14 protein-coding genes are annotated in these 13,708 nt (G+C 50.8%); 1 reads left to right on the forward strand and 13 read right to left on the reverse strand.

The window, feature by feature from the left end:
* The 5 genes from JRI46_03495 to JRI46_03515 all read right to left on the reverse strand — a co-directional run.
* Positions 1–1,707 (reverse strand): NTP transferase domain-containing protein (locus JRI46_03495; protein MBW2038647.1); only part of this gene is annotated, 1,707 nt, incomplete at its 3' end.
* 428 nt (positions 1,708–2,135) lie between these two features.
* Positions 2,136–3,026: a site-specific tyrosine recombinase XerD gene (gene xerD, locus JRI46_03500; GenBank protein ID MBW2038648.1), complete on the reverse strand. Its 891-nt coding sequence runs from the start codon at positions 3,024–3,026 to the stop codon at positions 2,136–2,138.
* Positions 3,023–3,505 (reverse strand): metallophosphoesterase, encoded by a 483-nt coding sequence (locus JRI46_03505; protein MBW2038649.1) that lies wholly within the window; start codon positions 3,503–3,505, stop codon positions 3,023–3,025. The genes xerD and JRI46_03505 overlap by 4 nt, the downstream gene beginning before the upstream one ends.
* A 12-nt stretch (positions 3,506–3,517) precedes the next feature.
* Positions 3,518–3,961, reverse strand: a complete 444-nt coding sequence (gene dut, locus JRI46_03510; protein MBW2038650.1) for a dUTP diphosphatase — start codon at positions 3,959–3,961, stop codon at positions 3,518–3,520.
* A gap of 1 nt (position 3,962) precedes the next feature.
* Complete coding sequence (locus JRI46_03515) at positions 3,963–5,228, reverse strand: insulinase family protein (protein MBW2038651.1); 1,266 nt, start codon at positions 5,226–5,228, stop codon at positions 3,963–3,965.
* Between the two features lie 19 nt (positions 5,229–5,247).
* On the opposite strand from JRI46_03515, the gene JRI46_03520 reads away from it, so the two are divergent.
* Entirely contained in the window at positions 5,248–5,502 is a 255-nt protein-coding gene (locus JRI46_03520; protein ID MBW2038652.1) for a hypothetical protein, read from the forward strand.
* Here JRI46_03520 and pnp read toward each other — a convergent pair whose 3' ends face one another.
* From pnp to nusA, 8 genes are read right to left on the reverse strand one after another with little or no spacing between them, the layout of a single operon-like run.
* Positions 5,503–7,626, reverse strand: coding sequence for a polyribonucleotide nucleotidyltransferase (gene pnp / locus JRI46_03525; GenBank protein ID MBW2038653.1), 2,124 nt, complete (start codon positions 7,624–7,626; stop codon positions 5,503–5,505).
* A gap of 29 nt (positions 7,627–7,655) precedes the next feature.
* Positions 7,656–7,925, reverse strand: a complete 270-nt coding sequence (gene rpsO, locus JRI46_03530; protein ID MBW2038654.1) for a 30S ribosomal protein S15 — start codon at positions 7,923–7,925, stop codon at positions 7,656–7,658.
* A complete protein-coding gene (gene truB / locus JRI46_03535; protein MBW2038655.1) occupies positions 7,867–8,907 on the reverse strand; it encodes a tRNA pseudouridine(55) synthase TruB in 1,041 nt (346 codons plus the stop codon). Before truB ends, rpsO begins: the two co-directional genes overlap by 59 nt.
* Positions 8,908–8,927: 20 nt before the next feature.
* Entirely contained in the window at positions 8,928–9,281 is a 354-nt protein-coding gene (rbfA, locus tag JRI46_03540) for a 30S ribosome-binding factor RbfA (GenBank protein ID MBW2038656.1), read from the reverse strand.
* Positions 9,271–9,573 carry a DUF503 domain-containing protein gene (locus JRI46_03545; protein ID MBW2038657.1) on the reverse strand — a complete coding sequence of 101 codons (303 nt, stop codon included), beginning with the start codon at positions 9,571–9,573 and terminating at the stop codon, positions 9,271–9,273. The genes rbfA and JRI46_03545 overlap by 11 nt, the downstream gene beginning before the upstream one ends.
* A gap of 16 nt (positions 9,574–9,589) precedes the next feature.
* A complete protein-coding gene (gene infB / locus JRI46_03550; protein MBW2038658.1) occupies positions 9,590–11,950 on the reverse strand; it encodes a translation initiation factor IF-2 in 2,361 nt (786 codons plus the stop codon).
* 4 nt (positions 11,951–11,954) lie between these two features.
* Complete coding sequence (locus tag JRI46_03555; protein MBW2038659.1) at positions 11,955–12,236, reverse strand: YlxR family protein; 282 nt, start codon at positions 12,234–12,236, stop codon at positions 11,955–11,957.
* Complete coding sequence (gene nusA, locus JRI46_03560; protein ID MBW2038660.1) at positions 12,233–13,702, reverse strand: transcription termination/antitermination protein NusA; 1,470 nt, start codon at positions 13,700–13,702, stop codon at positions 12,233–12,235. Before nusA ends, JRI46_03555 begins: the two co-directional genes overlap by 4 nt.
* Between the last annotated feature and the right edge of the window lie 6 nt (positions 13,703–13,708).

Consider the following 13,708-nt stretch of genomic DNA (forward strand, 5'->3'; position numbering starts at 1 on the left):
AATAAATGTCTTAATTTTTTTATTCCTAAAATACTTAAGCGTGGGAATGACTTCGGGGAAGATAGGATGAACAAAAATACCTTCTAGTTTCTTCGACTCAAAGGTGGTTGCCACATTCTGGTTATTTGGATGATTTGGAAAAATTAACTCCAGCTGACTTGCAAAATCTAGTCCTGTAGTCTCTAAATATCTCTTTTTAGCCTCGCTTTTAGAGATATTATATTCCTCTGTCATAAGTTTTACACCCAATCCCGTCAAGAAATGCATGGTATTTGCGATGGTCCCATCAAAATCAAAAATTACAGCTTTAACTTTGCTTCTTATGAGAGAATCCCTCTTTAGAAAATAATCCCATGACAAAAATGTTCTCAATATTACAATTCTATTAGCCTGAATGGCTATAATAATCACGGCAAATAATACAAAAATCGGATGAAAATACGTCATCATTCCACCTATGAAAAGTAAAAACAGTCTAAAGTCTCTGCCTCTTCCAGCAGCAATCAATTTCCCTTTATATTTGTAGCCAAAATTAGCTACTGACTTTGCGGAAGTATAACTAATCATCAAATGTCCTAAAATAGCGAATCCAAAGATAATAAAGATAATTAAAGGACTCCAATAAAATCCAAAAGTCTCTTTATTTCCTATTCCTATTAATGAATAATAAAAAATCCCTAAAAAGATGAGACCATCAACATAGCGGTCAAGAACCGCATCAATGAAATCACCTAATGAAGATTGCATATGCTTAAGCCGTGCTATCTCTCCGTCACAACCATCTAATATGCTTGATATTTGTATCAATAAAGCCCCTATAATGGCATGGCCGAGAAAAAAATATAAACTACTTATAAGACCTACAATAAAGCTCAGTATTGAGACCTGATTAGGAGTGATTCCTCTGTGGGTTTTAAGAAGTAATGGTGTGAATATCCTGGTAGAAAATTTTCGATTTATATATCGAGAAATTAAACCATCAGCAGGTTTTATTAAATTACCCTGTAATAGTTTTTCCGCTTTCTTAAATGCCTCATCATCATCCACATCAATCCAAAAATCACCTTTAATATCAAAGGCTTTAGCCTTTCCCTTGCTGGCCAGCACCCTTATCCCTCCTGAAAGAGAGCTGTCGTCATTATGTAAACTTTCTTCAATGGCGGTGAATATTGCCGGAGAACAAAGAAAAATTCCTGTATCATAAGCGTTATATTTCTTGATATTCTTTCCTATATCTAAAATCCTGTTTTCTTCGACAAGAACTTTGGTAACATCATTAACATCAACAAGCTTATTGGTTTTAATGTTATAATCTACAGCCAGCATAACTTCGCCATCGGCTATTTTCTCATCCTTTAGCCTTACCAGTATCGATTCGTCAAAGATATGATCCCCCATCAACAGGACAAAATTCTCATTTAATAGTTTTTTTGCCTTGAGCACAGATATGCCGTTTCCCCTTTCCCATTCTTCATTTGTGATATGGGTTATATTTATATTTCTGCTCTGGCTAAATCTGTTAAGATATTTCCTTACCTTTTCACCATTGTATCCTGTTACCACATAGAAATCCGTTAGACCGCCCTTCTTTGCGGTTAATATCACCCGTTCAATAAGGGATAATCCCAGAAGTGGAATAAGGGGCTTTGAATCGACCTTAGTTGACAGTCTGCTTCCCCGTCCTGCAGCGATGATTAAGCATTTCATATTTAATCTTCTCTTTTCCCTTTGATGAAATCCTCTGTTAATTGATATGCCTCGCAACCATCTCCTGTTTATTATGGCTTGTAGATGCTAAAATTTCATATAATGGTTATCTTTATCCATTTTAGCATAAGATCTTGGGAACAAATAGCAAACCCGACTCCTTGACAGGTAAGTGGATTCTCTGAAGAAGAGATTGGTTGTATATCTGTTAAATAGAACTCTTTTACCTGTCTGTCAAGGAGGGGGACGAAGGCAGGCCATTTTGCTCATCATATTGCGGATAAAAGAAGTTGTCGAAGGCAATTTAGGGAAATCTTTGATTTCCCTCTTATATGCTATTATATGAAGCGACTGACATATTTCTATAATAGATTTAGCACCAAATGGACGAAGGGTCTGCCTCCATAAAACTATAAGCTAGATGCAGATCATGCCCTGGGGTGGAATTGGCGGTGAAGCCGTTTGAGATATTCCTGGTTTACATGGGTGTAGATCTGGGTGGTGCTGATATCCACATGGCCCAGCATCGCCTGGACGAACCTGAGATCCGCCCCCCGCTCCAGGAGATGGGTGGCAAAGGAGTGACGCAGGGTATGGGGGGTGATCCTCTTGGTGATCCCGGCTCGGAGGGCATAATTCTTCAAGATCTTCCAAAACCCCTGCCTGCTGAGCTTCCCCCCCCTGTTGTTCAAGAAGAGATAGGGGCTTTCCCTCCCCTTGAGGATGACCGGCCTCACCCTCTCCAGGTATATCCCTACCTTTTCCATGGCCACCTCCCCGATGGGGACGATCCTCTCTCTACTCCCCTTTCCCCTGACCGTCACGAACCCCACATCCCTGTTCAGCCCACCTATGGGGAGATCGACAAGCTCCGAGACCCTCATCCCCGTGGCATAGAGGAGTTCCAGCATCGCCCCATCCCTGATCCCCCGAGGGGTCCCAGCATCGGGTTGTGCCAATAGCCTTTCCACCTCCTGAACGGAGAGGACATGGGGTAGGGTTGGACTCACCCTTGGAAGCTCCATATCCTCTAAGGGGTTAACCTCCAGATATCCCTCTTGAGAGAGGTATCTGTACAGGCCGCGCAGGGCTACTAAGGCCCTAGTGATGCTCCTGAGCGAAAGCCCCCTCTTTCTCAATGACAGGACAAAGGCCATGACGGTGAGCTTAGTGGTCTCAGAGAGGGAAGAAATTCCCTCCTGTTCCAAAAAGTCCAGGTAGGCGATAAGGTCTCGGCTATAGGCCTCGAGGGTGTTGCGGGCAAGACCCTTTTCCACCGCCAGGTAGTGGAGGAAGGGGTCCAGAATCTCTTCCTTCATAGGTCTACAATCTTGGCTTCGATTGCCTCTAAACGGGCGATGGCCACGGTACAACGCCCATAGAGCCATCCGCCGCACTCCCCTGGATTCACCACCAGGGTCTCACCCTCCCTCTTTACCTCGGGGATATGGGTGTGGGCATAGACGATGAGGCGATATATTCCGCTGGCCTGCACGGCCTCCAAAATAGGCATCTCATGGGCCACTAGAACCTTCCAACCCCCTAGTTCGAATTCCGCCGGCGGGGGGTGGAGCCTGCCTTCAGATGCCTTCTGCAGTCCCAGCCGCTCTCCATCGTTGTTGCCGAAGACACCTAAATAGTCGCACTTGAGGAGATGATTGAGGGGATGAAGGGAAAAGGGGGCGATATAGTCCCCCGCATGGATCACCATCTCCACCCCTTCGGTGTTGAATAGCTCGCAGGCCCGCTCTATCATCTGCACATGGTCGTGGGAATCGGCCATGATACCTATCTTCATCCCGCTCCTCCCTCAAAGGCCCGTGTGCCCAAATCCCCCCTCACCCCTGGTGCTGACGGGCAGTTCATCCACCTCCTGTAGCTCTGCACGGCAGACCTGATGGATGACCAACTGGGCAACCCTGTCACCATCCCTGATGACGAAGGGCCTATCCCCTAGGTTGATAAGGATCGCCCCTATCTCGCCCCGGTAGTCGGCATCGACGGTCCCAGGGGAGTTGAGCAGGGTCACACCATGCCTCAGGGCCAGCCCGCTACGGGGTCTCACTTGGGCCTCGTACCCCTTTGGTAGGGTAATAGCAACCCCAGTGGGGATGAGGCGCCATCGGCCTGGGGCCAAGGTAACCTCCCCTTCCTCCAGGCAGGCGAAAAGATCCATCCCTGAGGAATACGGCGTCATATACTGGGGGAGCCTTGCCCCATCCCCCCTTAACCTCCTCACCTGCACCCTCACCATCTCACAGATCCAATCCCTTCCAAGGGAGCTCCCCTTCCTCTATGGTCCCCAAAAGGGTGAGACAGAGGGTACGGGAATCGAGCATCTCATGGGCTACATAGGCAATACCCTCTTCCGAAACCCCACCCAGTTCCTGCAGGGCCTCTTCCAGGGGTATGTGGCGGCTGAAATAGATCTCATTCTTGGCCAGCCTGCTCATTCTCCCCTCGGAACCTTCCAGGCTAAGTATCATACCCCCCCTTAGATATTCCTTGGCTGCCAACAGGTCCTCCGTCCTTATCCTCCCCGCCCTTATGGCCTTTAATTCTTGAAGAATTAAGGCAACTACCTCCTGTACCTCATCCTTGGTGGTGCCGGCATAGACCCCGAAAAGGCCGGTATCGGTATAGGTGTTGAGGAAGGAGTATATGCTATAGGCCAAACCCCTCTTCTCCCTGATCTCCTGAAAGAGCCGTGAGCTCATGTTTCCCCCCAGCATGGTGTTCAGGGCATGGCCAGCAAACCTGAGACTGTGACCATAATGGATACCCTTGGTCCCTAGGCAGAAGTGAATCTGCTCTAGATCCCGGTATTTGACCTTTATCCGTACCTTTCCTCCCTGAGTCCCCTCACGCTTTGCCATAGAACGGCCAGGCTTGAGATGGCCGAGCTGGGCCTCTACCATCCTCACCATCTGTTGGTGATCCAGCCTCCCTGCTGCAGCCACGATCAGCTTGTCCGGGGTGTAGTTTTCCTGAAAGAAGGTGACGATCTGGTCGCGTTGGAAGGAGAGGACATTCTCCTGCGCCCCAGCTACCGGGTATCCCAGGGGGTGATCCCCCCAAAAGGAACGGTGGAAGAGGTCGTGGATGTAGTCATCGGGGGTATCCTCGACCATCTTTATTTCCTGCAGGACCACCATCCTCTCCCTCTCTATCTCCTGGGGGTCAAAGACGGAGTTGGCAAGGATATCGGCTAATATATCTATGGCCAAGACAACGTCTTTATGGAGGACCTTTGCATGGAGGCAGGTGTACTCCTTTCCGGTAAAGGCGTTGATGCTTCCCCCCACCGACTCTATCTCCCTACTTATATCAAATGCGCTGCGTCTCTTCGTCCCCTTAAAGAGTAGGTGTTCAATGAAGTGAGAAAGGCCGTTCTCCCTGGCCTCCTCATCCCTGGACCCTGTGGTAATCCATATCCCAAGGGAGATTGACTCCAGGTTCGGGATCACCTCCGTCACCACCCTGATTCCATTATCTAATACGCTCTTCTGATAGAGTCCCATTCCCTTGAAAATACACAGTATGAAAAAACGCTTGATAATGTCTCAGCCTTCAACTCCCTTCTCGGCCATACTTCAAGGAGCTTCGCCCCCTGAAACCCTTCAAAAAGAAAGGGTTGGTTTCAAGGATTCAAGTGGTTTTTCTTTTGCTAAAATCTTAGGTCCCTTGAATCCTGTATTTTCATTGCGGGGATATGGAGAAACCCTCATGAGGGTTTACAAAAAAAGACCGATCTCTTCGGCCTTGTTGCTCTTTGAATCGGGTGATGGAAGGTGATCAAAACCTCTTCTCCTCACCTTCACGTCTCCCTCTTTGCCGCTCCTCTAATAGGACTGCCCGACGGCTCAACTTGATCTTGCCGTTGCTGTCTATCTCGATGACCTTTACCTTTATCTCATCCCCCATCCTTAGGACATCAGAGACTTTTCCCACCCTTCCCTCTGCCAATTGGGAGATGTGTACCAGACCTTCCACCCCGGGTAGGATCTCAAGGAAGGCGCCGAAGTCAACGATCTTCTTGACCTTTCCCGTGTATACCCCCCCCACCTCTGCCTCCTGGGACGACTTCCTTACCAGGGCTATAGCCTCCTCGATGGCCTCGGCAGAAGGGGAGGCGATCTTTACAATCCCGCTATCCTCGACGTCCACCTTCACCCCTGTCTTTTCAACGATGGACTTGATATTCTTACCCAAGGGTCCGATGACATCCTTTATTCGATCCGGGTTGATCTGGATGGTCACGATGCGGGGGGCGTGTTTGGAGAGGTCCTTTCTCGGCTTATCCAAGGTATTACTCATGGCATCGAGGACATAAAGTCGGGCCTCTCTGGCCTGGTGGAGGACCTTTTCCATGATGTCCCGACTAAGACCAGGAATCTTCACATCCATCTGAAGGGCGGTGATCCCCTCTGTGGTCCCGGCCAATTTAAAGTCCATATCGCCGTGATGATCTTCGTCCCCGACGATGTCGGTGAGAATGGCCACCTGATCATCCTCCTTCATCAGGCCCATGGCGATACCTGCCACTGAGGCCTTTATGGGAACCCCTGCGTCCATCAAGGAGAGGCAACCGCCGCAAACAGTGGCCATGGAGGAGGAGCCATTGGACTCCAATACCTCAGAGACCACGCGGATGGTATAGGGAAACTCCTCGGCAGAAGGCAAAACAGGCAGCAGGGCCCTCTCGGCCAGGGCGCCATGTCCGATCTCCCGCCGGCTGGGTGAGCGCAAAAAGGATACCTCCCCTACACAGAAAGGGGGGAAGTTGTAATGGAGCATGAAGGTCTTATATATCTCCCCCTCCAAGAGGGACTCCACCTTCTGCTCGTCCTCAGATGTGCCGAAGGTGGTGACGGCCAAGACCTGCGTCTCTCCCCTGGTGAAGAGGGCTGAACCATGAGTACGAGGTAGTAGGCCCACCTCACAGCTAACCGGCCTGATGTCAACAAGACCCCTTCCATCGATTCTCTTTTTGTCCTTAAAGATGGAGGAGCGTACCACCTCTCGCTCAGCATCCTCAAAGGCCCTCTTCACCTCGGAGCTAAACTCTCTCTCTGCCCCGCCGAATCTCTCCATGGCCTCCTGAAATATCTCGTTTATCCTGTCTCTGCGCTCAATCTTGCAAGAGATATGGAAGGCATCTTGAAGGAGGGGTTTTACAAATCCCTTCTCCTCCTCCCAGAGGGGACCACCCTCTCCCAGGGGGACGTACGGCCTTTTGTCCTTTCCGCAGATCTCCCTAAGCTCATCCTGTATGTCAAGGATCGGTTTGAGGGCCTCATAGCCATAGAAGATTGCCTCAAGAAGCACCTGCTCATCTACAATCCTGCCCCCTCCCTCTACCATCACCATCCCCTCTCTGTTCCCCGCTACGATAAGGTCCAAGTCACTCCTTTCCAAATCGTCCGTAGTGGGATTGATAATAAAATCCCCGTCTGTTCTACCCACCTTGACCCCTGCAACAGGCCCCATAAAGGGGATGTTCGATGCCTGCAGGGCAGCCGAGGCCCCGATCATCCCCAAGATGGAGGGATCGTTCTGTTGATCGGCGGAAAGCACCGTGGCGATCACCTGGGTCTCGTTGAGGAATCCCTTGGGAAAAAGGGGTCTGATGCTCCTGTCTATCAGACGGGAGGAAAGGATCTCTCGGGCGGTAGGACGCCCCTCCCGCTTAAAGAAGCCCCCGGGGATCCGGCCTGCCGCATAGGTCATCTCAATATAGTTCACCGTTAGTGGGAAGAAGTCCACCCCCTCCCTCGGCTCCCTATTGGACACCGCCGTGACCAAGACCACGGTCTCTCCATATTGGACAAGGATGGCGCCATCGGCCTGCCTGGCAACCCCCTCGGTCTCAATTGAAAGGTGCCGTCCAGCCCATTCTCTATCCACTTTCTTCTTCATATAACTCATCTCCTTCCTAGAACAAAGCGCTATTTCCTGATCCCCAGCCGTTCGATCAGGCTTCGGTAACTCGCCACATCTTGACGTTTTAGATAATCGAGGAGGGATCTCCTCAGACTGACCAGTTTGAGGAGACCTCGGCGGGAGTGATGATCCTTCTTGTGCATCTTGAAGTGTCTCGTCAGATAGTTTATCCTCTCGGTGAGCAGCGCTATCTGCACCTCGGAAGACCCGGTATCTTTATCGTGCAACCTGAATTGTTCTATGACCTCCTTCTTCCTCTCGGCATCCAAAACCATTTACTTTCCTCCCTGATCCATCCGTATTCTTTAGTTTATCTCTATCACTAAGAGAGGGTTTTGTAAATATTACATCATGAAATACCCTCAGGGGCCTGAGTAAAAGGCCCTTCTCCCCCCTTTTAAGACTCCCTACGGCAACAAGCCCTCCCCCTTCTGCCAAAAGCACCCGAACCAGTCCCTCATTCTCCTTGCACCCAAGAGGAAGCCCATCCAAGATTATGGCCTGGCCCTGACGGACCCGAAAGGCCCAATCCTGTCCCACCTCGACCGCAGGCAAAAAACCCAAGGCCTGAGATAGGGGAAGAATCCGCTCCTCCAATTCCACTTTTCTCATCAGCTCTTTAATTTCTTCCAGGGAAAGGGCATCCTTCAGGGAGAAAGGGCCACTTTTTGTCCTGCACAGCTTTGCCAGATGGGCGCCACAGCCCAATTCTCCCCCGATATCATGGGCCAAGGTACGAATGTATGTCCCCTTGGAGCATTCGATATGAAGGTGGAGATAAGGTGGATTGATGTCCTTTACCCGTAGCTCATAGATCTCCACCTCCCTGGGTTCCCTCTCAACCTCTTTCCCTTTTCTGGCGAGCTTATAGAGGGGCTTTCCTCTATGTTTTAAGGCGGAGTACATGGGGGGCAACTGCCTTATCTTCCCCCTAAATTGCTGGAGTACCGCCTCCACCCTCTGGGAGGAGAGATCACAGCCGTCCAAATCTTCCTCCCTGAGCCTCTCCCCTTCCCTGTCCTGGGTATCGGTGGTTACCCCCAGGTGTAGGGTGGCCTCATAGACCTTAGTCCCTCCTTCTAAAAAGGGGGCCAGTTTCGTTCCCTCTCCCAACAAGAGGGGGAGGACCCCTGTGGCCAAAGGGTCGAGTGTCCCCAGATAACCGATCCTTACCCTCTTTATTCCCCTTTTTAGCTCGCGCACCACATCGTAAGAGGCAATCCCCTCTGGTTTATCCACTACTAAAAGGCCGTTCACCCCATGGGAAAACCCCGCCATCAACCCTCCTCCTTATCCTTCAGGCCCCGCAATAGCTCCTCTATATGACTCCCATATTCCAATGATTCATCAAAAATAAAGGTGATCTCAGGCATATACTTCAGCCTAACCCTTCGGCCCAGCTCCCTCTTTATGTAACCCTTGGCGCTCTCCAACCCCCTATAGGATTCCTCTTTCTCCTTCTCTTTACCAAAAACGCTATAGTAGATCTTGGCCATTCTCAGATCATCTGAGACAGCGACTTTGGTAATGGTGACAAACCCTATCCGCGGGTCTTTAAGCCCTTTGATAAGGATCTGAGAAACCTCTTCCCTGATCATATCCCCCACCTTCTCTGACCTCTTAAACCTCATCATAGTTAAAATCCAAAAACTCCATCTCTGATCTGACCACCTCGACCACTTCCATCCTTTCTATGTAATCGATCACTTTGTCCAGGGAAGAATTGATAAACCTCTTGTCGTTTCCCACCAGGCATATCCCCACTTGGGTCCTCTGCCATAAATCTTGCCCACCCACTTCGGAGATAGAGACATTGAATTTATCTTTCACCCTCGCCATGAGACTTCTGGTGATCTGCCTCTTGCGCTTCAGACAGGACCCTTCGGGGAGGATGAGATCAAGATGGCATACCCCCACCACCATCTCCTTTCTCCTTTTTCTAACGTTCTACCTCTTCATAGGTATATGCCTCGATGACATCCCCTTCTTGCCAGTCATTATATCCCTCCACACCTATGCCACACTCATAGCCGTCCTGTACCTCTTTTACATCATCCTTAAAACGCTTCAGTGAGGTGACATGCCCTTCATGAACCACCTCTCCACCCCTGAGGAGCCTTACCGTTGCACCCCTGACCAATTTCCCCTCGGTCACATAACTGCCGGCCACCACCCCAACCTTGGAAACGCGAAAGAGCTCCCTCACCTCCGCCCTGCCAAGGATGACCTCCTTCCTTACCGGCCCGAGCAACCCTTTAATGGCTCTCTCGACATCCTTGGTGACCTCATAGATGATATTATATATCTTTATATCTACCTTTTCCCTCTCTGCTAGGCTCCTCACCTTGCCAAGGGGCAGCACGTTAAATCCGATGACAACGGCATCAGAGGCAGCGGCCAGGTTTACATCCGTCTCCGAGACCCCCCCTACTCCTTGATGGATGACATCAACCTTTACCTCCTCGGTGCTCAACTTCTCCAGGGCCTCACGGATGGCCTGAATGGAACCATGGGTGTCTCCCTTGAGGACCACCCTTAACTCCTTCATCTCCCCTTGCTGAACCTTCTCATAGAGATCCTCCAGGGACAACTTCTCCGGTCTCACCTCCCCCTGGTCCCTTAACCTCTTTTGGCGAAGAAGACTGACCTCTTTGGCCACCTTTTCGCTCTCCACACAGATAAGGTCATCCCCTGCATCGGGTATCCCGGTGAAGCCGACCACCTCTACTGGTGTGGCCGGTCCTGCTTCTCGCAATTTCCTCCCCCTCTCATCCAACATGACCCTCATCCTGCCATAGGTAGCCCCTGAAACAAATACATCGCCAACCTTAAGGGTTCCCTCTTGGACTATCACGGTCCCCACCGGACCTCGCCCCCTATCCAGTCTGGTCTCGATAACCACACCCCTGGCGGGTTTGTCGGGGTTGGCCTTGAGGTCCAACATCTCCGCCTGCAAGAGGATCAACTCCAACAAATCATCTATCCTAATCTTCTTCTTGGCGGATACCTCAGCGAAAAGAGTTCGCCCTCCCCATTCCTCGGGGACAAGGCCCAATTCGGGCAGATCTCGCTTAACCTTGTCTGGGTCTGCCTCAGGTTTGTCTATTTTATTTATGGCCACGATAATCGGTACCTGAGCGGCCTTGGCGTGATCAATGGCCTCAATGGTTTGGGGCATCACCCCATCGTCGGCCGCCACAACAAGCACTACGATATCCGTTACCTGGGCCCCCCTGGCCCTCATAGCGGTAAAGGCTTCATGTCCTGGGGTATCGATAAAGACTATAGTCCCCTTATCAAGCTCCACCTTATAGGCCCCTATATGTTGGGTGATGCCTCCAGCCTCCTCATCTACCAGACGGGACTCCCTGATGACATCGAGCAAAAGGGTCTTCCCATGGTCCACATGCCCCATAATGGTAACCACAGGGGGACGGGGAAGGAGTTTCTCGGGAGGATCTTCAATCCTCTGCAGGATCTCATCCACATCAATGGCGGCGCTCTCCACATCATAGCCATATTCACTGGCCACCAAGGAGGCGGTATCCACATCGATGGTCTGATTGGCGTTGGCCATTATCCCCAGGTCCACCAATTTCTTGATCACCTCTCCCACCCTAGCCCCCATTCTTTGGGCCAATTCTCCCACAGAGATCACCTCAGAGATCTTGATCACTTTCTTAATAGGTTTGGGGGTGGTGATTTGGGGCTTTAGGTAAGGACGGGTGGCCACCTTCTTCTTGGCAGGTCTGGGCACGGTAAAGACCCTCTCCCCCCTTCGCGTCCTGGAGACCTCCTCGGTCTCTTCTTCTTCGATGGTGATAACCTCTCTCCTCTTTCTGGGCCTCTTTTTGGGTCTCTCCTCAAGCTCCTTTTTCTCCCTTCTGCCTACCTTCTTCTCTTTCTCGCCCTTTACCTCCTCGATCAATACCTCTGTGGTCACCTCTTCTATGATTTTAGGGGCCCTCTCATCGCGGGCAGCCTCCGCCGTTTCGGGGGGTATCAGATCCACCTTCCCTATCACCCTAGCAGCCCTCACCTTTCCTTTGGGTATCCTGGCGACCCTGGGCTCTTTCTTTTCAGCCGCCTTCTTGGGTTTAGAGACTTCCTCCTTTTCTTTGATTTGGGGGGCAGAGGGCTCTGGAGCCGCTTCAGGGACGGCTGCCGCTACTTCCTTTTTTGCCTCCTCGACCTCCTTCTCCTCCAGGGCCGGCTCCGCCTCCAATACCCTTTTGCGCCTGCGGATGACGGTAGACTTGATCCTTTGTTCTATGATCTCTACCTTCCTTTCTTCCTCCATAAACTTATTCCTCCCCCTCTCTTTCTCTCAAAAGCCCCCTTAAAAAGCCCTCTTCTGCTCCATAGGGCAAGGAGACCCGTAGGGTATAGGACAATCTCCCCTTCTTCCTGAGGAGAGAGCTAATACATCCTTCCTGTGGGCAAAGATACGCCGCCCTACCGGGGAGTTTTCCGCTTTCATCCACCACCAGGCCCCCGTCCTTGATCACAATCCTCACCACTTCCCCCTTTTCCCTTTTCTGACCACACCCCAGACAGGTCCTGATGGGAACATGTTTGGTCCTCATTCTCCTCGATCTATATAGTCTTTGGCTGCTTGAATCAAGTTCTCCGCCTTCTTACGACTAAAACCGGGGATCTTAGAAAGATCTCCAGCATCAGCCTGAAAAATATCCCTCACACATGCATGCCCTTCCTCCTGCAGGAGGGAACTGGTCTTATCCCCCACCCCAGGCAATCTCTCCACAGGATCGTCTCCCCGCCTGACCCGCTCCAATCTCTCCTCTTCTGAAACGGAGGTGGTACCAACCAAGGCCCTGGCAGCCTCCACAATCTTTCCTCCCTTCTTATCGCCGATGCCGCAGATCCTCCCCAATTCCTCACCATCCACCTCGGCCACATCCTCGATGGTGTAAAATCCCTCATCGTAGAGGACCCTGGCGATGATCTCCCCTACCCCCTGTATGGCCCTGAGACGTTCAACCACCTCTTCGGAGAGTTTCTCCATCTTCGATTCACTCTTTATGTCGATCTTCCACCCCGTAAGCTTAGACGCCAGGCGGACATTTTGCCCCCGCTTGCCGATGGCCAAGGATAGTTGATCGTCCGCCACTACGATCTCCATATATCTTTCATCATCATTGATGTAGACCTTGGATACCTTGGCAGGAGATAGGGCGTTACATACAAACTTTGCTGGATCATTGCTCCAGGGGATGATGTCTATCTTCTCTCCCCTCAATTCCTGCACCACACTCTGCACCCTGGAACCCTTCATACCCACACATGCCCCGACGGGATCCACATCGGGGTCATTGCTGTAAACGGCTATCTTGGACCTCTCTCCAGGTTCCCTCGCCACACTCACAATCTGCGCTATCCCCTCGGAGATCTCAGGGACCTCTAATTCAAAGAACTTGGTCAAAAGGCCAGGGTGGGTTCTGGATAGATAAATTTGACAACCAATAGGAGTTTTTTGAACATCAAAGATATAGGCCCGGATACGGTCTCCCCTCTTATATACCTCGCGTGGGACTTGTTCCCTCTGAGGCAAAATGGCCTCTGTTCTACCTATGTTCGCAAAGATGTTGCCTCGTTCAATCCTTTGGACGAAACCCGTGACCACCTCACCCTTGCGGTCCTTATACTCATTATAGATGGTCTCTCCCTCCGCATCCCTGACCCTTTGAATGACGACCTGTTTGGCAGTCTGAGCTGCTATCCTACCCAAGTCATCGATGCTCAGTTTGATCCCCAAGCTGTCCCTGATCTCCACCTCAGGGTCCATCTCTCTGGCCTCCTCCATGGAGATCTCCAGATCAGGGTCTTGTACTTCTTCCACCACAGTCTTAAACTGAAATACCTCGATCTCTCCCAATTCCTCGTTATAATGGACCTCGATATCCTTATGGGGACCGTATCTCTTGTTCGAGGCCTTCAGCAGGGCATCTTCCAGGGCCTCAATAATCACCTTCTTATCTATCCCTTTATCCCTTTCAACCTGTTCGATGAAATAATTTAAGTTTTGAGCCATCTCAAC

This window comes from Deltaproteobacteria bacterium (assembly GCA_019308925.1).
Taxonomy (GTDB): domain Bacteria; phylum Desulfobacterota; class B13-G15; order B13-G15; family RBG-16-54-18; genus JAFDHG01.